Genomic DNA, 18,028 nt, shown 5'->3' with positions numbered 1-18,028 from the left:
CCGTCAGCCCTTATATTTCGGCGCTTCCAGCGGATCGACCGGGCGCAGGGCGCCGGCCGTTTCGCTCGTTTCGCCGTCCGGACCGCTCAGCGAAGCGGCCACAATACAAAGCGTAGATCAACCGACGCAGCGCTGCCGCAGGTGTACGGATTCGCCGTCAAACATGCTATCGGCCGCGCGGCTTTTCGCCACAACCGAGCCGACCAGCGGAACCAGGCTGCCATTGATAGGTCCGCTCATAGCAGTCTGGGTGTTTTGGTTGAGCACGGCCGAACGCACCTTCACGGCTTCGCAGAGTCCAAACCGTACATTCAAAGGGGAGAACGCTATGTCCCGCTTCAGCCGCACACCGACCACCCGCGACGAAATCGAACGCGAAATACAGAACCTGATGGCTGCACTCGATGACCTCAAGGACGACGCCTCGCGCGAATCGCGTAACCGTTTCAATGCGCTGCGCTCGCGCGCCGAAACGCTGTGGAACGAAAACCGATTGGACGAGCACTGCCACGACCTGTCCCGCCGCGGTCGTGACGCCGGGCGCATGGCCAAGGACTGTGCACGCGAGCATCCGCTGAGCACCGTCGCCCTGGCCGCTGGCGCAGTGGCGCTGATTGGCTATCTGGCCACCCGACGCTGATCCGGCCAGGCCATCATGCTCAACGCTGAAACGCCGCGGCTCAAATTCGCTCTGTACGGGGCGCATTCGAGCCTCGGCAATGCGCTGCTTTGCGAGCTGCTGACCCGCCAGCACGAAGCCGTGACCCTGGTCGACGATCTCAACTCGATGACCGTACGACCGGGCCTGCGCGCCAAAACCGGCGATCTGTTCGATGCCACCAGCGTCTCGCAGAGCGTGGCCGGGATGGATGCGGTGATCTGTCTATTCGACAGCCCTGCATTGGCGACAGCCTCCGGCTCGGCAGCCAACCACCAGCCGCATGATCTGTCTCAGGCGGTCGACGCTCTGCTGTCGGGGTTGCCCAAAGTCGGAGTCGATCGGTTGCTGCTGGTCGTGGACCTGTCCGCCAAGGGTGACAATCCAGCTGTTGCGGCAGCGCTGCAACGCATTGCAGCGCATCCGTTGAAGTGGACGCTGGTGGATGCCAAAGCCGATGGTGACGATCTGTCGATTGAGGATTTCAGCGTGATCGACGATCTCGACCCCGAGGATCGCCGCGTGCAGCTACGGCGTATCGCGGCCGGGATCGTCGACGAGCTGGAGACACCGCAGCACCTGCACGAGCAGATTCATTTCCGCCTCTGATTGCGCTGGCGTTCAGCCAGCGAGCTGAAGACGCAGTGCCGCCAGTACAATGGCCGATTCCGGCCGCACACCTCGCCAGAGTTCGAACGCCGCAGCCGCCTGCTCGACCAGCATGCCGAGCCCGTCGCGACTGGACGCCTCACGCGCGGCCGCCCACTGGCAGAAGGGCGTCGCCTGAGCGGCATACATCATGTCGTAGCAGAAGGTAACGCCCGGCTCGATCAGATCATCGCCCAGCGGTGGCAGCTCGCCGCCGAGGCTAGCCGACGTGCCGTTGATGATCACATCGAACGGGCCTTGCAGCTGCTCAAAGGCGCTGGCACTCACCGGCCCCAGCTCGGCAAATTCACCCGCCAGCTGTTCGGCCTTGGCCAGGGTGCGGTTGGCGATGACCAGCGCGGCCGGGCGCTGCGCCAGTAACGGCTCGAGTACACCGCGCACCGCCCCCCCGGCGCCCAGCAGCAGGATCCGCTTGCCTTGCAAGGCGACGCCGGCGTTATCCAGCAGATCGCGGACCAGACCGATACCGTCGGTGTTGTCACCCAGCAAGCTGCCGTCTTCGAGCTTTTTCAGGGTGTTCACCGCGCCGGCACGCTGGGCGCGCTCACTCAGCCTGTCAGCCAGGTGGTAGGCCTGTTCCTTGAACGGCACGGTGACGTTGGCGCCCAGACCCGTCTCGAAAAAGGCGTTGGCAAAGCCAGGAAAGTCATCCAGCGGCGCCAGCAAGGGTTCGTAGCTGAGATGCTGCCCGGTCTGTTCGGCAAACAAACGGTGGATCTGGGGCGACTTGCTGTGCCCGATGGGGTTACCAAAAACGCCGTAGCGGTCCATCAACAATTACTCCGCTTCAAATAGGTTCGAACGCCTCACGCGTAAGCGTCTGGCAGACGCAACGTGTGAGAAAGCCGCGTCAGCGCTGCTCGCCCAGCCAGTCTCGATCCTGCAGGAAATACTCGGTCAGGCGCGCCTCCGGCGAGCCGGGTTCGGGATGCTTGTCATAACCCCAGCGCACCAGCGGCGGCAATGACATGAGGATCGACTCGGTGCGTCCACCCGATTGCAGACCGAACAGGGTGCCGCGGTCGTACACCAGGTTGTATTCCACATAGCGACCGCGGCGCAGCTCCTGGAAGGCGCGCTCGCGTTCGCCGTACGGTATCGCCTTGCGACGCTGGACGATGGGCAGGTAAGCCTCGATGTAGGCATCGCCCACCGCCCGCATGAAGGCAAAGCTGGTATCAAAATCCCATTCGTTCAGATCATCGAAGAACAGCCCACCGACCCCGCGCGGCTCGTTGCGATGCTTGATGTGGAAATAGCGGTCGCACCATTCCTTGTATCGCGGGTAGACATCGGCACCGAACGGCGCGCAGGCATCCCGGGCCACGCGATGCCAGTGCACGCAGTCCTCTTCATTGCCGTAGTAGGGCGTCAGGTCGAAGCCGCCACCAAACCACCAGACCGGCTCCTCACCTTCCTTTTCGGCAATGAAGAAGCGCACGTTGGCGTGGGAGGTCGGCACGTAAGGGTTCTCCGGATGGATCACCAGCGACACGCCGAGCGCTTCGAAACCACGGCCGGCCAGTTCCGGACGATGGGCACTGGCCGAAGGCGGCAGACCGCTGCCGTGAACGTGGGAGAAGTTGACGCCACCCTTTTCGATCAGCGCACCGTTTTCGATGACCCGGGTCCGGCCACCGCCGCCTGCAGGACGCGTCCAGGCATCCTCGACGAAGCGCGCGCCGCCGTCCTCGGTCTCAAGGGTGGCGCAGATACGGTCCTGCAGATCGAGCAGGTAGGCTTTGACGGCTTCGGTACGCTCGTTCACGAATTCACCTTGGCAAGTGGGCTGCGTTGCCGCCGGGCATGGGCCCAGAGCGGCAGCGCTAGAACAGAAGGCCGGCAAGCATATCACCGGGCCAATTGACGGACGCGCCCGGGAAGCGTTGGATAGGCTCCTTTGTATTTGCCAGGAGTCGATATGTCGCAGCGCATCCAGTTCAGTCAGCACGGTGGTCCTGAAGTCCTCGAACAGGTCGACGTCCCGGTCGCCGCACCCGGTGTCGGTGAGGTCCGCGTGCGCAACCATGCGATCGGCCTGAACTTCATCGACACTTACTTTCGCAGCGGGCTCTATGCGCCGCCGAGCCTGCCGTCGGGCCTGGGCACCGAAGCTGCTGGCGTCGTTGACGCGCTGGGGGAGGGCGTCGATGATTTCGCGGTAGGTGATCGTGTCGCTTACGCGACCGGACCGCTGGGTGCTTACGGTGAACACCACACCCTGCCAGCGCGGCATCTGGTCAAGCTGCCCGAAAGCGTGAGCTTCGAACAAGCCGCCTCGGTGATGCTCAAGGGCCTTACGACACAATATCTGCTGCGCCAGACCTATGCGCTTAAAGCCGGTGAAACCATCCTGTTCCATGCGGCGGCGGGCGGTGTCGGATCGATCGCTTGCCAGTGGGCCAAAGCCATCGGCGCCAGACTGATCGGCGTGGTGGGCTCGGCGGAAAAGGCTGAGCGCGCCAAGTCGCTGGGCGCCTGGGCAACCATCGACCGCACGCAGGAAGACGTGGTGCAGCGCGTATTGGAGCTGACCGATGGCCAGAAATGTCCGGTGGTCTACGACTCGGTGGGCAAGAGCAGCTGGGACATCTCGCTCGATTGCGTTGCACCGCGTGGCCTGCTGGTCAGCTTCGGCAATGCCTCCGGCGCGGTGACGGGGGTCAACCTCGGTGTACTGGCGCAGAAGGGCTCGCTGTATGTCACGCGCCCGACCCTGGCCGGCTACGCCACCTCAGCCGAACGCCTGCGGGACATGGCGGCCGAGCTGTTCGAGATGATCGCCAGCGGAAAGATAAACGTGGAGATCGGCCAACGCTACCCACTCGCCGACGCAGCCGAGGCACAGCGCCAGCTCGCTGCAGGCAAGACAACCGGCTCGACCGTCCTCTTGCCCTGAGCCGGCCGGCGTGTACGCCCTGACGCCAGCGGCGTCAGGAGGCGCGAATCACCTCGCCGTTGCGTATGTCGCGGATGGTGGAGGGGTTTTTACGACCGCCCAGGCTGCCGCCCAGCACGCCGTCCAGATCGCCAGGGAAGTATTGCTCGACGCGCAGACGCGACCGTGCCGAAGGTCGGCCGGCCGGATTGGCCGATGTGGATACCAATGGGCCGGTCAGGGCGCATAGCCTGGCGACCAGCGGGTGATCGGTCACACGAAGCGCCACGCTGTCATGCTCGCCGGTGATCCAGTCAGGCAGACGGTCGCGGTGCGGGACCAGCCAGGTGTTCGGCCCCGGCCAGCTGCCAACCAACCGGTCCAGCCAGCGCTCAGGAAGATCGTCCAGCAGAAATTCGAATTGCTCAATGCAATCGGCGACCAGGATCAGGCCTTTCTCCACTGGCCGCTCCTTGAGAGCGAGCAACCGATGCACCGCATCGCTGTCCCAGGGATCGCAGCCCAGCCCCCACACCGCCTCGGTCGGATAAGCGATGACTCCACCACGTCTAACGACTCGCGCCGCCTGCTGCACACGCCAATTGCCGACCATTGCCAACTCCCCTGAGACTGATCGGCGAAGTGTACCCAAGCGCTGGTGGCAGCACAGCAGCCCTCAATCCGTACAGGCGATCCAGCGACCGTACTCGCAAGCGACGAGTCCCTCGATTTCCAGCTCGGTGAGCGCTGCGAGGGTTTCCGACAAAGGCTGGTTCACCGCACTGGCCAGCGCCTCGCTGCTCATGGGGGCGGCATGCAGCTGGGCGACTAGTGGATGCATCGGCTCGGATCGTTGCGCTTCGGGAGCGGCCGGGCCTTGCTGCCAGCCGCGCAAGGCTTGCAGCACATCTTCGACACTTTCCACCAGCGCCGCGCCCTGGCGAATCAGCTGATGACAGCCTCGGGCGCCCGGATGGTGGATCGAGCCGGGAATCGCATAGACCTCACGGCCCTGCTCGGCAGCCAGACGGGCCGTGATCAGCGAGCCGCTCGAAGGGCTTGCCTCGACCACCAGCACACCCAACGACAAGCCGCTGATGATGCGATTGCGACGTGGAAAGTTGGCGGCCTGCGGCGGGCAATCGAGCGGTAACTCGGATACCAGCGCACCACCGCCTTCAACGATGCGTGCAGCCAGCCCCAGATGGCGGCGCGGATACAGTTGTTCGAGCCCGGTACCCAGTACGGCGATGGTCTTGCCGCCGACGTCTAGTGCGCCCTGATGAGCCGCACCATCAATACCCAGCGCCAGCCCGCTGGTGATCACGAAACCACCGCGCGCCAAACTGCGAGCAAAGGCCGTGGCGTTATCCTGTCCCGGCCGTGAAGCGCGTCGGCTTCCGACCATGGCCAGCTGCGGTCGCTCCAAAAGGCTTGGATCACCTTCGATGAACAGCAACGGCGGAGCGTCCGGCAGCTCTTCCAGCAAACCGGGATAAGTCGGGTTATCCCACATCAGCAGATGTCGCGCCGGCGCTTCCAGCCACTTGAGGCTGGCAGCGGCTCGCTCACGAATTGCCGGACTGCGCCTGGCTTCGGCGCAACCAGCCGGTAAACCCAGCGAGCGCCAGGCGGACCCTGGCGCACTGAGCGCAGAAGACGCATCGGGAAACGCACTGAGCAGCTTACGCAGACGACGCGGGCCCAGCTCCGGCAACATGTGCAGGCGCAGGCGCGCTTCCAGTTCGGCGGGGGAAATCGAAGGCATGAGAACAGTCCTTGTCTCGTCGCACCGCATCCATGCAGTGCTTGTTCAGCAGAAATGACAAGCCCCGCAATGCGGGGCTTGGGGTCTCAGGGGTTGCGGACCTTGTCCATCACCGAGAGTGAGCGTGTCGCCTGCAGGACCAGGCCATAGCTGAGCTTGTCGTAGGTGCGGAAGACCATCAGCAGGCCCGAGCGCTCATCCGGGATCTTCACGTTTTCACCGGTGACCCTGTCGCGGACGGTTTCGCCGGTCTTGTACACCGCCAGCACATTGCCGACGCTCAGTCCGTCACGCGCGCCCCGGTTCAGGGTGACCACATCGAACTGACCGATCTGGGTCACGCCGCGCGGCACATCGAGGATCACGCCGTTGATTTCTTCTTTCGGCTCGCTCGGCATGAAGGTCGAATTAATCGCACGCTCTTCACTGGGGAACAGACGGTCGCCGATACGCGCTTCCTGGGTAACCCGGGTGAGCATCAGGGTTGCAATGTCGCCCTCCATGTCGAGAAGCTCGGCAGTGCCTACATCGTCGGCGTTAATACCGAGGAATTCCCCGCTCTCCGGGTCCACGTAGGTCTTGCCCTGACGGAAGATACCGTAGACGCCGATGTCATCCTGGAACTCGCCGCGGCCGTAGACGCGGTCACCAGAGCCACTGATCACGCGCTCGGCATTGCCGGCAACAATGTAGGGCGCGGCCTCGAATTCAGCAGCGCTGTCGACAATGCGGTTACTCAGCAGAAAGCTGTTGATGGCTTCCAGCGGGATGGTACTGATGGCCTCAGCCATGGGTGTTGTGCGAACAGTCGGCGAGAGTTTGATCGTCCCGCGCGAGGCGCCACGGTTGAGCATGAGGCGCGGTTGGCCTTCGATGTAGACCAGGCTGAGGCTGTCGCCGGGATAGATCAGGTGCGGATTTTCGACCTGCGGATTGGCGTGCCAGAGTTCGGGCCACTTCCAGGGCTCGCTGAGAAAGCGACCGGAAATGTCCCAGAGTGTGTCGCCTTTCACTACGGTGTACTGCTCCGGATGGTCATCCTTGAGCTGTACAGCGGCGTGTGCCATGCCGCCAACCGCCACCAACAGCAGGGCGAGTAGTGATTTCCTCATGTGGTGAATCCCTTTATGATGTGCCTTCACGTAAAGCGCCCTAGCGCCGCAGTAACCCTTGTGGAAAGCGGCGTTAAGCCGTTTACAAGCTGCTCGGCATCTTAGCAGCGGCTTTTGACTTTATTCCATAAGTGCATCACAAACGCATATGGCAATCCTGAACATCCTAGAATTTCCCGATCCACGCCTGCGCACCATCGCCAAACCGGTGGACGTGGTCGATGACGGCATTCGTCAGTTGATCGACGACATGTTCGAGACCATGTACGACGCACCCGGCATCGGCCTGGCCGCGACGCAGGTCAACGTGCACAAGCGGGTCGTGGTGATGGACCTGTCCGAGGACAAGACCGATCCACGGGTCTTCATCAATCCCGAGTTCGAGTTTCTCACCGACGAAATGGAGCAGTATCAGGAAGGATGCCTGTCGGTGCCCGGCTTCTACGAAAACGTCGACCGGCCACAGAAGGTGAAGATCAAGGCGCTGGACCGCGACGGCCAGCCCTATGAGCTGATCGCCGAAGGCCTGCTCGCAGTCTGCATCCAGCACGAATGCGATCACCTCAACGGCAAGCTGTTCGTCGACTACCTGTCCAATCTCAAGCGCGACCGGATCAAGAAGAAGCTGGAAAAGCTTCACCGTCAGCAGGCTTGATCTCCCACCCCGAAGGCTTGCAGCAGCAAGCCTTTTTTATTGATGAGTCCTTCTATGCGCATCGTTTTCGCCGGCACGCCGGAATTCGCCGCTCAGCATCTACAAGCCCTGCTCGACGGCAAGCGTCAGGTCGTGGCGGTGTATACGCAGCCGGATCGCCCGGCGGGCCGTGGCCAGAAACTGATGCCCAGCCCCGTCAAGCAGCTCGCGCTGCAGCACGAGATTCCGGTGTATCAACCCCAGAGCCTGCGTGACCCGGCTGCGCAGGCGGAGCTGGCGGGCTTGCAGGCGGACCTCATGGTCGTCGTCGCCTACGGCTTGATCTTGCCGCAGGCCGTGCTGGATATGCCGCGCCTGGGCTGCATTAACAGCCATGCCTCGTTGCTGCCGCGCTGGCGTGGCGCAGCGCCGATTCAGCGGGCTATCGAAGCAGGCGATGCCGAATCTGGCGTGACCGTCATGCAGATGGAAGCGGGGCTGGACACCGGGCCGATGCTGCTCAAGGTCCGCACACCGATCACAGCGGAGGATACCGGTGGCACCCTGCATGATCGGCTGGCCGACCTCGGCTCGAGGGCCGTGATCGATGCAGTCACTGCGCTGGAAGCCGGCACGCTCGTTGGTGAGGTTCAGGACGACAATCTGGCCACCTATGCGCACAAGCTGAACAAGGACGAAGCACGGCTCGACTGGAAGCGACCGTCGGTCGAGCTTGAGCGGCTCGTGCGGGCATTCAATCCCTGGCCGACCTGCCACAGCAGCCTCGACGGCGCTGCAGTGAAAATTCATGCTGCGTGTGCGTCCGCAGGGCAGGGCACGCCTGGACAGATCATCGAGGCAAGCAAGGACGGCCTGGAGGTCGCCTGTGGCGAGGGTTCGCTGATCATCACTCGCCTGCAACTCCCGGGCGGCAAGACGCTGGCCGTCAGCGACGTGTTCAACAGCCGCCGCGAACAGTTCGCTGTCGGCAAGGTGTTTGAATAATGTCGATGAACCCGCGTCTCGCCGCTGCCCGCGCATTGGCCGTGGTGCTGTCCGGTAAAGCCTCGCTGAACAGCAGCCTGCCCGACGTGCTGGCCAAGGTGGACGCGCGTGATCGTGGCCTGACCCAGGAGCTGGCGTTCGGCACCGCCCGCTGGCAGCCGCGTCTATCCGGTCTTGCCGAGCGATTGCTGCAAAAGCCATTCAAGGCAGCGGATCGCGATGTCGAGGCCTTGCTGCTGGTCGGCCTGTACCAGCTGTTCTACACCCGGATTCCGCCGCATGCCGCCATTGGTGAAACCGTGGGCTGCGCGGAGAAGCTGAAGAAGCCCTGGGCAAAAGGGCTGCTCAACGCCGTGTTGCGCAACGCCCAGCGTGACGGCGAAGCGCTGTTCGCCGAGCTCGAACGTGACCCGGTGATTCGCTTTGCCCACCCGCGCTGGCTGCAGAAGTCGCTCAAGGCTCATTGGCCGGAACACTGGGAGACGATCTGTACCGCAAACAACCTGCATCCGCCGATGATATTGCGGGTCAACCATCGCCGGGTCGGGCGCGACACCTATCTCGCCGAACTGCAGGACGCCGGCATCGAAGCGTTCCCCTGCAGCCACAGCGAAGACGGCATTCGACTCGCTGCGGCCTGCGATGTCACGCAGCTGCCGGGCTTTGCCGAGGGGCGCATCAGCGTACAGGACGAAGCCGCGCAGCTGGCCGCCAGCCTGCTCGATCTGGCTCCCGGCCAGCGGGTGCTGGATGCCTGCTGCGCCCCGGGCGGCAAGACCTGCCACATCCTCGAACGCGAACCTGCGCTGGCTGAAGTCATCGCCCTGGACCTTGAGCCGAAGCGCTTGCAGCGTGTGCAGGAAAACCTCGATCGCCTGCAGCTCGACGCCACGCTGGTGGCTGCCAACGCCCGCGCCACCGACGCTTGGTGGGATGGCCAACTCTTTCAGCGGATCCTGCTCGACGCACCGTGCTCGGCGACCGGCGTTATCCGTCGGCATCCCGATATCAAGCTGGCACGCCAGGCCGACGATATCGCCCCCCTGGCGGCGCTGCAGGGCGAGCTGCTCGACGCACTATGGCCGACCCTGTCTGTCGGCGGGGTTCTGCTGTACGCCACCTGTTCGGTACTGCCGACCGAAAACCGCGAGGTGATCGAAGCCTTTCTCACGCGCACACCCGGCGCCCGCGAACTGGACCTGCCCAAGGGGTTCGGCGTCGAACAGCCGCATGGACGTCAGCTTTTGCCTCAGGACAATGGCCACGACGGCTTCTACTACGCCAAATTGATTAAAGTCGCGGCCCAACCCAATGGCCGACAATCCTAAGGTGAGCCAGACGCCAACGTCTCGGCTACCTCATGCTGTGGCGGTTACAAGCCGCCTTTCAGGAGCGATCGCGTGAAGATCATCATTCTCGGCGCAGGGCAGGTGGGCGGTACGCTTGCCGAAAACCTCGCCAGCGAAGCCAACGACATCACCGTGGTCGACACTGACGTCGATCGCCTACGCGACCTCGGCGACCGCCTGGACATCCGTACGGTAGTCGGTCGTGGCTCATTCCCTACGGTGCTGCGCCAGGCGGGTGCGGACGATGCCGACATGCTGGTGGCCGTCACCAACAGCGACGAGACCAACATGGTCGCCTGCCAGGTCGCTTACACCCTGTTCCACACCCCGACCAAGATTGCGCGGGTGCGCGAGTCGGTGTACCTCACCCGTTCAGGTCTCTTCAGCAACGAGGCGATCCCGGTCGACGTGCTGATCAGCCCCGAGCAGGTGGTGACCAACTACATCAAGCGCCTGATCGAACACCCCGGCTCGCTGCAGGTGATCGACTTTGCCGAGGGTAAGGCGCAGCTGGTCGCCGTACGCGCCTACTATGGCGGACCGCTGGTGGGCCAGGAGCTGCGCCAGATCCGCAAACACATGCCCAACGTCGACACCCGCGTGGCAGCGATCTTCCGCCGCAATCAGGCCATCCTGCCGCAGGGCGACACGGTCATCGAAGCGGACGATGAGGTGTTCTTCATCGCCGCGAGCGGGCATATCCGTGCAGTGATGAGCGAGATGCGCCGGCTGGATGATAACTACAAACGCATCGTCATTGCCGGCGGCGGCCACATCGGCGAGCGCCTCGCCGAGGCCATTGAAAGCCGCTATCAGGTCAAGATCATCGAGATGAACCCGGCGCGCTGCCGCTACCTCTCCGACACCCTGGACAGCACCATCATCCTTCAGGGCAGCGCTTCTGATCGCGACCTTTTGGTGGAAGAGAACATCAACGATGCCGATGTGTTCCTCGCGCTGACCAATGACGACGAGGCCAACATCATGTCGTCGCTGCTGGCCAAGCGCCTGGGCGCACGCAAAGTGATGTGCATCATCAACAACCCGGCCTATGTGGACCTGGTTCAGGGCGGTGAAATCGACATTGCCATCAGCCCGCAACTGGCCACTATCGGCACGCTGCTGACCCACGTGCGCCGCGGCGATATCGTCAGCGCTCACTCCTTGCGCCGTGGCGCCGCCGAGGCCATCGAGGTGATCGCCCACGGTGACTCCCGTTCGAGCAAGGTGGTCGGCCGGGCCATCGGCAAGATCGCCCTGCCGCCCGGCACTACCATCGGTGCGGTGATCCGTGACGAAGAAGTGCTGATCGCCCATGACAACACGGTCATCGAGTCAGGCGATCACGTGATCCTGTTCCTGGTCGACAAGAAGCATATCCGCGACGTGGAACGCCTGTTCCAGGCCGGGCTTACCTTCTTCTGACAGGCAGCGCTAGCGCACCCCGCTCGATCTTTGCCCTGATCGAGCGGTGATGCGTCGCCCTTCGCTTATGCCGTCACCGTGCGCTGGCCGGGCAGCAGACGCACGATGGCGTTAAGCAGCATGCCGTAGAGCGGAACGAACAGCGCCAGGCTGATGATCAGCTTGATGACGTAGTCGACGCTGGCAATCTCCACCCAGTTCGCCGCCATGAAGGGGTCGTCGCTGTGCCAGAAGGCGATGGAGAAGAACAGGAAGGTGTCCAGCAGGTTGCCGAAGATGGTTGAAGCGCTTGGCGCGATCCACCACTGGCGCAAGCGCCGTAGTCGGTCGAACACCTGAATGTCGAGAATCTGACCGAACGCATAGGCAAGGAAGCTGGCGACCGCAATGCGGAACACGAACAGGTTGAATTCACCCAGCGCTGCGAACCCGCCAAACGCGCCCTGGTGAAACAGCACCGAGACCACATAGGAAGCGACCAGCGCCGGAACCATCACCTGCGCGATGACTCGGCGTGCCGGGCCTTTGCCGAGTAGACGCACGGTCAGGTCGGTGGCGAGAAAGATGAACGGAAAACTGAAAGCGCCCCAGGTGGTGTGCCAGCCGAACAGGGTGATCGGCAGCTGCACCAGATAGTTGCTGGCGATGATGATGAGGATGTGAAACGCGATCAGACCGGCCAACGTGGCGCGGCGGACCGATGGTGGGAGCTGCAACATGGCATTTCCTTTTTGAGGTGATGGGGTTAGGGAACCCATTGCCGTGCCGACATGGCCCGAGCGGCGCGCATTCTAGTGTCATTTCGACCTGGCGGATAGCGCGCCGGTCGGAACGCCCGGATGCATTTGTCTCCGTCTGTCCCAAGAGGCAACAGCATTCGTGGCTCAAAGCGCTTAGCGGCAGGCCGCCGAGTGGCTAACGAGCGCCGCGGAATTCATGGATTTCCGGGTACTGCTCGAAGACGTCTCGAATGTTTGCCAGGCCGGTGCGCAAGCGCTGATCGCTGCACTCCGCGCCGATGCATAGGCGCATGGCTCTGGGCCTTTGGCTGCCGGGCGGAAGGAACGGATCAGGCAGCGTCAGCGCTATACCGCGCGCGCGCAACTCGTGCTGCAGGGCGTCGAGATCCCAGTGCTCGGGAACATCCAGCCAGGCACTGAGCGAAGCCGGATGGCTGCCGCGCAGGTAATCGCCCAGTTCGGCGCTCACCGCAGCCTGCCGAGCCGCGATCAGCTCCCGCTGCAGGCTCACCAGCTCCTCGGCGCGGCCACGCTCGATCCAGCGCGTCGCGATCTCGCCAAGCAGGGGTGCTGCCATCCAGCTGTTCACCCTGAAAATGCTCTCGGTGCGCAACGCCAACCGCCGAGGCATCGCCAGGTAGCCGAGGCGCAAGCCTGTCAGTACGGACTTGGTCAGACTGGTGCAATAGAAGGCCAGCTCCGGCAGATAATGGCTCAGCGGCGGCGCCGGCCGGTCGTTACCGAGCAAGGGGCCGTACACGTCGTCTTCGATCACGTAGACGCCGTAGCGGCGTGCGATCTCGGCAATTTCTCGCCGACGGCTGTCTGGCATCAGGCTGCTGGTGGGGTTGTTCAGGTTCGGCGTGCAGACCAACGCGGTGACACGTTCGTTGGCGCAGATGTCTTCGAAATGCTCCGGATCGAGGCCGTCGCGGTCAGCCTCTGCGCCCTGAAGCTTGAAGCCCAACACCTGCGCGGTACCGATCACGCCGTGATCCGTACAGCTTTCACAAAGCACCAGGTCATCGGGGCCGGCCAACGAGGCAAGGGCAAGAAAGATCGCCTGGGAAGCGCCATTGGTCAGCAGCAGATCCTGTGGTTCAACACACAGGCCCAGGCCGGCGAGCCACTGCACCCCGGCTTCACGGTGATGTTCAAAGCCGGCAATCGGCCGGCAGGCATGGATCCAAGGCTGTTCGTGCTCGGCAGCCAGTTCTGCGCAAGCCTGCCGCCAGTAGCGATCATGGCGCTCGTTGCGGACGATGCGCGCCGTGGAGAAGTCGAGCAGCGAATGTTCGCCGCGGTCGAGCATGGAGGTGGCGACCCGCTCACTGATACGCCGACTGACAAAGCTGCCGCGTCCGACCTCGCAGCGCACCCAGCCCTGGCGCTCCAGTTCCTTGTAGGCGTTGGTCACCGTCTGCACGCTGATGTCCAGCTGCTCGGCCAGCAGCCGTTGCGTTGGGAGTCGTTGGCCATCCTGCAGCTCACCCCGCTCGATATCGGTCGCGATGGCCGTGACCAGCAGCTTGTACTTCGATCCGCCGCCATGCGCGGCGAGCAAGGCGTCTTTCCAGTTGTGCATGACGTTCCACCTCCGTCGAGCCAACAGGATCGGCCGAAGCGCAATGTCATGCAATTGTCCTAGTGCAATCCTATGAGGAAAACCGCTTTTGTATGCTCAGGCAGCGAAACGCGGCGCACCCTCCGGCAGAATGAAGGGGTCGAAAGCCGCGTTGAGGCAGGGAATGCCCTGTCCTGATGCTCTTGAAGCTGCCCTCTGAACTGCAGGTCTCGGCCCGCGAACGATAAAAAGCACAGGAGAATTCACGATGAATCGCGCACGTCCTTTCCGTTTCGGCAAACTTTTGCTGGCCTCCGCCGTAATGACCGGCCTATCCATCGGTGGCCAGGCCCAGGCGGATACCTTCGACGACATCAAGGCGAAGAGCAGCGTTCGTATCGGCTACGCCAACGAGACCCCCTTTGCCTACACCGATACTGACGGCAGCGTCACCGGCGAATCCCCTGAGATCGTCGAGAAGATTTTCCAGGCAATGGGCGTCGAAACCATCAAACCCGTGCTTACGGAATGGGGCTCCCTGATCCCTGGGCTGCGCGCAAGCCGTTTCGACCTGATCGCGGCCGGCATGTACATCACACCCGAGCGCTGCAAGCAGGTGCTGTTTACCGATCCGCACTACCAGTTGCAGGACACCCTGTTGGTCAAGGCCGGTAACCCCAAGCAGTTGCAGAGCTACGAAGACATCGCCAAGGATGAGTCGATCAAGCTGGCCATCATGTCCGGCACCGTCAATCTCAATTACGCCCGCAAGGCCGGCATCAAGGATTCGCAGATCGTTCAGGTGCCTGACACCACCTCACAACTGCAGGCCGTGCGCACCGGCCGCGCCGATGCAGCCGTGGGTACTCAGCTGACCATGCGTGGCCTGGCCGAGAAGGCCGGGGATCAGGTCGAAGCCACCGACAACTTCAAGGACGATCCGGCCAACACCGGTTATGGCGCCCTGGCGTTCCGCCCGGAAGACAAGGCACTGCGTGACGCAGTCAACGCCGAACTGAAGAAATGGCTCGGCAGCGAAGAGCATCTGAAGACCGTCGAACCCTTCGGCTTCGACCGCTCGAACATCACCGACAAGACCGCCGAAGAGTTGTGTAGCGCCTGATCAATGGAGCCGGTACGGCAGCTTGGCTGCCGCACCGGACTTTCCTCTGTGAATAGCCTTTTCATTGCTCTGCCACCTGCTCTCGGCTCTATCGCACTCATGCGATATGGCCCGCTCCCGGCTGGCTGCTGCCCGTTCCTCGACGCTGGCAGGCAAGTCTGTCACCGCGCTCACGCAGCCAAGCTTCGCGAGCCGCTTGTCTTCTCAGCGGCTACCGCCGCGCCGGCCACTGGAAATCCAAGATGACCGAACTCCTCCCCCTCCTGCTGCAAGGGGCCTGGGTGACCGTACAGATCACCTTTTTCGGCTCCCTGTTGGCAATTGTCGCCGCGCTGATCGGCGCTCTGGGCAGACTGTCGCCAATCAAGCCGCTGCGCTGGCTGGCCATCGTTTACATCGAAGTCTTCCGCGGCAGTTCGCTGCTGGTGCAGCTGTTCTGGCTGTACTTTGTCCTGCCGATGCCGCCTTTCAATATCGCCATGAGCGCGTTCAATGTTGCCGTGATCGGACTCGGCCTGAACATCGGCTCCTATGGTGCCGAGGTGCTGCGTGGCGCCATCCGCTCGGTGCACGAAGGGCAGTACGAGGCCTGCCAAGCGCTGAACATGACCGCCGGCCAGCGCTTGCGCCGGGTCATCCTGCCGCAGGCATTGCTGGCCGCGATCCCGCCCGGTACCAACCTGCTGATCGAACTGCTGAAAAATACCTCGCTGGTATCCCTGATTACGCTGTCCGATCTGGCCTTCCGGGCTCGCCAGCTTGATCAGGCCACCCTGATGACACTGGAAATCTTCGGCCTGGCACTGGTGATGTACTTCGTGCTCGCACAGATCATCAATTTTTCCATGCGCACCCTTGAGCGGCGACTGGCGCGCGGCCGCATGCGGGGAGGCATGTCATGAATTTCTTCGATTGGGAATTTGCCTGGGAGATTCTTCCCAGGCTGCTTGATGCCTCACTGAAAACCATCGGCATCACCATCGCCGGGTTTTCCATCGCCATCGTGCTGGGGCTGTTCCTGGCAGTAGGGCGTCGCAGCCGGCATCGCTGGTTGTCCTGGCCAATGACAGGTCTGATCGAGTTCGTCCGCAGCACACCGCTGCTGATTCAGGTGTATTTCCTGTTTTTCGTCCTGCCCAACTACGGTTTCAACCTGTCCGCGCTGCAGGCGGGCATCTTTGGTATCGCGCTGCACTACGCCTGCTACACCGCCGAGGTCTACCGCGCCGGGCTCGATGCGGTGCCGCGTGCGCAATGGGAGGCAGTCACCGCGCTGAACATGAAGCCCCTCAACGCCTACCGCAAGGTAATCCTGCCGCAAGCGTTGCGACCGATTCTCCCGGCGCTGGGTAACTACATGATTTCGATGCTCAAGGACACGCCGGTGCTTTCCGCCATCACGGTGGTGGAGATCATGCAGCGGGCCAAGAACATCGGCTCGGAACACTTCCGTTACCTTGAACCGATCACCATGGTCGGCCTGTTCTTCCTCATTCTCAGTCTCGGCCTTGCCTGGTTCGTACGCCGACTGGAAAACCGTATGGAGCTTGCCCGATGAACGCACCGATGCCTGCCGGCGACACACAGAACTCAGCCAGCACCGCCAACGAGCCGGAGCTGATGGTGCAGTTTCGCGATGTGAGCAAACACTTCGGCGATCTGACCGTGCTCAATCACCTCGACCTCGATGTCCGAACCGGAGAGAAAGTCGCCATCATTGGCCCCAGTGGGTCCGGTAAGTCCACGCTTTTACGGGCGCTCATGACCCTGGAAGATATCGACGAAGGCGTGATCATGGTCGATGACGAACCGCTGACCCACATGCCGGATGCCCACGACAATCTGGTGCGCGCCAACGCACGGCATCTTCGTCGCGTCCGCGGCAAGGTGGGTATGGTGTTCCAGAGCTTCAACCTGTTCCCGCACATGAGCACCCGGCAGAACGTGATGGAAGCACCGGTGCAAGTGCTAGGGCTGTCGAAAAAGGAAGCCCGTGAGCGTGCCGAAGAGCTGCTGGCCATGGTCGGTCTGGAAGACAAACTCGACCATTACCCCTCGCAACTGTCCGGTGGTCAGCAACAGCGCGTAGCCATTGCCCGAGCCTTGGCAATGCGGCCCAAGGTCATGCTTTTCGACGAAGTGACCTCTGCGCTGGATCCTGAACTCTGCGGCGAAGTCCTCAACGTCATCCGGCGGCTGGGTGATGCGCACAGCCTGACGATGCTGATGGTCACTCACCAGATGGGCTTCGCGCGGGAATTCGCCGACCGTGTATGCTTCTTCAACGAGGGCCGGATCCACGAACAGGGCACCCCGGACGAGCTGTTTGGCAATCCGCAGGAGACGCGCACGCAGGAATTTCTCAGCGCAGTCACCCAGGCGAGCTAGGCTGGTGGTGCAAGTACGCCACTGCTTTGGCGGCTACCGCAGGTTTGAATTTCCAGGGGAGTGCGATGATCGAATCACTGCAGAAGATGCTGGCCAAGGGCATGGACAACCCCATGCTGCGCTTCGGGCTGGGCAAGGGTTATCTGGACGCTGGTGACGCTGCAGAAGCCGCGATTCACCTGCAACGCAGCGTCGAACAGGATCCGAACTACTCTGCCGCCTGGAAACTGCTCGGCAAGGCACGACAGGCCAGTGGAGATCTAGACGGCGCGAGGCGCGCCTGGGAACAAGGCCTGCTCGCGGCACAAGCGCATGGCGACAAGCAGGCCGAGAAAGAAATGCACGTGTTTCTTCGCAAACTCAACAAACCGGCCGGCAGCTAGGCCAGCCGCTCAAGCCTGGGCGGGCTGCTGAATCAGTCTTCTTGCTGGACGAAGCGCAGCCCAACACCTTCGGCATCGACCCGCATCACTTCCATTTGCAGCACCGGCGCGGGAATCGGGAGATCCTGAACCTGCCCACTGACCGTCATGCCCGGCTGCAGCTCGGTCAGCTGCGGGTGTTTGACGTACACGCCGCCGTCGGAGAGATCGCGGGTGTGCGCGAACACTTCGCCAAATGTTTCGTGGGTGATGCGGATGCGGCACTTCATCGGTGCGCGTGGATGCTGTCGCTGATTCGGGTTGCTCATTGAAGTCCCTTTGCTGGATGAGCT

The 18,028-nt window shown here is 62.7% G+C and carries 20 protein-coding genes; 12 read left to right on the top strand and 8 right to left on the bottom strand.

The genetic code is table 11. The features are described 5' to 3' along the window. Positions 1-328 precede the first annotated feature (328 nt). On the top strand, positions 329-640 hold the full coding sequence (locus CXK96_RS17375) for a glycine zipper domain-containing protein (RefSeq protein WP_102837688.1): 312 nt from the start codon (positions 329-331) through the stop codon (positions 638-640). 15 nt (positions 641-655) lie between these two features. Continuing rightward, complete coding sequence (locus tag CXK96_RS17370) at positions 656-1,267, top strand: NAD(P)-dependent oxidoreductase (protein ID WP_102837687.1); 612 nt, start codon at positions 656-658, stop codon at positions 1,265-1,267. 12 nt (positions 1,268-1,279) lie between these two features. On the opposite strand, the gene aroE is transcribed toward CXK96_RS17370, so the two are convergent. Beyond that, positions 1,280-2,098 (bottom strand): shikimate dehydrogenase, encoded by an 819-nt coding sequence (gene aroE, locus CXK96_RS17365; RefSeq protein WP_102837686.1) that lies wholly within the window; start codon positions 2,096-2,098, stop codon positions 1,280-1,282. A 79-nt stretch (positions 2,099-2,177) separates the two neighbouring features. Beyond that, positions 2,178-3,095: an oxygen-dependent coproporphyrinogen oxidase gene (gene hemF, locus CXK96_RS17360; protein WP_102837685.1), complete on the bottom strand. Its 918-nt coding sequence runs from the start codon at positions 3,093-3,095 to the stop codon at positions 2,178-2,180. A gap of 153 nt (positions 3,096-3,248) precedes the next feature. On the opposite strand from hemF, the gene CXK96_RS17355 reads away from it, so the two are divergent. Next, positions 3,249-4,226, top strand: coding sequence for a quinone oxidoreductase family protein (locus CXK96_RS17355; RefSeq protein ID WP_102837684.1), 978 nt, complete (start codon positions 3,249-3,251; stop codon positions 4,224-4,226). 34 nt (positions 4,227-4,260) lie between these two features. Here the strand turns inward: CXK96_RS17355 and CXK96_RS17350 are convergent, their stop codons facing one another. The 3 genes from CXK96_RS17350 to CXK96_RS17340 all read right to left on the bottom strand — a co-directional run bounded on the left by CXK96_RS17350 (position 4,261) and on the right by CXK96_RS17340 (position 7,085). Continuing rightward, a complete protein-coding gene (locus tag CXK96_RS17350; protein ID WP_102837683.1) occupies positions 4,261-4,818 on the bottom strand; it encodes an L-threonylcarbamoyladenylate synthase in 558 nt (185 codons plus the stop codon). Positions 4,819-4,881: 63 nt separating this feature from the next. Next, positions 4,882-5,973, bottom strand: a complete 1,092-nt coding sequence (dprA, locus tag CXK96_RS17345; protein WP_102837682.1) for a DNA-processing protein DprA — start codon at positions 5,971-5,973, stop codon at positions 4,882-4,884. 86 nt (positions 5,974-6,059) lie between these two features. Next, positions 6,060-7,085, bottom strand: coding sequence for a LysM peptidoglycan-binding domain-containing protein (locus tag CXK96_RS17340; protein WP_102837681.1), 1,026 nt, complete (start codon positions 7,083-7,085; stop codon positions 6,060-6,062). A 148-nt stretch (positions 7,086-7,233) separates the two neighbouring features. Between CXK96_RS17340 and def the strand changes: the two genes are divergently transcribed. The 4 genes from def to trkA all read left to right on the top strand — a co-directional run bounded on the left by def (position 7,234) and on the right by trkA (position 11,498). Next, a complete protein-coding gene (gene def, locus CXK96_RS17335; RefSeq protein WP_102837680.1) occupies positions 7,234-7,740 on the top strand; it encodes a peptide deformylase in 507 nt (168 codons plus the stop codon). A 42-nt stretch (positions 7,741-7,782) separates the two neighbouring features. After that, complete coding sequence (gene fmt / locus CXK96_RS17330; RefSeq protein ID WP_102837679.1) at positions 7,783-8,724, top strand: methionyl-tRNA formyltransferase; 942 nt, start codon at positions 7,783-7,785, stop codon at positions 8,722-8,724. A 5-nt stretch (positions 8,725-8,729) separates the two neighbouring features. Beyond that, positions 8,730-10,052, top strand: a complete 1,323-nt coding sequence (gene rsmB, locus CXK96_RS17325) for a 16S rRNA (cytosine(967)-C(5))-methyltransferase RsmB (RefSeq protein WP_102837711.1) — start codon at positions 8,730-8,732, stop codon at positions 10,050-10,052. A gap of 72 nt (positions 10,053-10,124) precedes the next feature. Further along, a complete protein-coding gene (gene trkA / locus CXK96_RS17320) occupies positions 10,125-11,498 on the top strand; it encodes a Trk system potassium transporter TrkA (protein ID WP_102837678.1) in 1,374 nt (457 codons plus the stop codon). A gap of 65 nt (positions 11,499-11,563) precedes the next feature. Here trkA and CXK96_RS17315 read toward each other — a convergent pair whose 3' ends face one another. Next, positions 11,564-12,217 carry a 7-cyano-7-deazaguanine/7-aminomethyl-7-deazaguanine transporter gene (locus CXK96_RS17315; protein WP_102837677.1) on the bottom strand — a complete coding sequence of 218 codons (654 nt, stop codon included), beginning with the start codon at positions 12,215-12,217 and terminating at the stop codon, positions 11,564-11,566. A gap of 196 nt (positions 12,218-12,413) precedes the next feature. Further along, a complete protein-coding gene (locus tag CXK96_RS17310) occupies positions 12,414-13,823 on the bottom strand; it encodes a PLP-dependent aminotransferase family protein (RefSeq protein ID WP_102837676.1) in 1,410 nt (469 codons plus the stop codon). Positions 13,824-14,070: 247 nt separating this feature from the next. Here CXK96_RS17310 and ehuB point away from each other — a divergent pair, with 247 nt between their 5' ends. From ehuB to CXK96_RS17285, 5 genes are all read left to right on the top strand, one after another. Next, a complete protein-coding gene (gene ehuB, locus CXK96_RS17305) occupies positions 14,071-14,925 on the top strand; it encodes an ectoine/hydroxyectoine ABC transporter substrate-binding protein EhuB (RefSeq protein WP_102837675.1) in 855 nt (284 codons plus the stop codon). A gap of 242 nt (positions 14,926-15,167) precedes the next feature. Continuing rightward, positions 15,168-15,827, top strand: a complete 660-nt coding sequence (ehuC, locus tag CXK96_RS17300) for an ectoine/hydroxyectoine ABC transporter permease subunit EhuC (RefSeq protein ID WP_102837674.1) — start codon at positions 15,168-15,170, stop codon at positions 15,825-15,827. Continuing rightward, positions 15,824-16,483, top strand: coding sequence for an ectoine/hydroxyectoine ABC transporter permease subunit EhuD (gene ehuD, locus CXK96_RS17295; protein ID WP_102837673.1), 660 nt, complete (start codon positions 15,824-15,826; stop codon positions 16,481-16,483). Before ehuC ends, ehuD begins: the two co-directional genes overlap by 4 nt. Then, entirely contained in the window at positions 16,480-17,313 is an 834-nt protein-coding gene (gene ehuA, locus CXK96_RS17290) for an ectoine/hydroxyectoine ABC transporter ATP-binding protein EhuA (RefSeq protein WP_102837672.1), read from the top strand. Before ehuD ends, ehuA begins: the two co-directional genes overlap by 4 nt. A gap of 65 nt (positions 17,314-17,378) precedes the next feature. After that, positions 17,379-17,696, top strand: coding sequence for a tetratricopeptide repeat protein (locus CXK96_RS17285; protein ID WP_102837671.1), 318 nt, complete (start codon positions 17,379-17,381; stop codon positions 17,694-17,696). Between the two features lie 32 nt (positions 17,697-17,728). Here the strand turns inward: CXK96_RS17285 and CXK96_RS17280 are convergent, their stop codons facing one another. Then, positions 17,729-18,004 carry a PilZ domain-containing protein gene (locus CXK96_RS17280; protein WP_102837670.1) on the bottom strand — a complete coding sequence of 92 codons (276 nt, stop codon included), beginning with the start codon at positions 18,002-18,004 and terminating at the stop codon, positions 17,729-17,731. Positions 18,005-18,028: the final 24 nt, after the last annotated feature.

It is taken from the genome of Stutzerimonas stutzeri (genome assembly GCF_002890895.1).
Classification (GTDB): domain Bacteria; phylum Pseudomonadota; class Gammaproteobacteria; order Pseudomonadales; family Pseudomonadaceae; genus Stutzerimonas; species Stutzerimonas stutzeri_AB.
The sequence above is the reverse complement of the archived record's forward strand: the minus strand, read 5'-3'. Positions and strand labels throughout refer to the sequence as shown.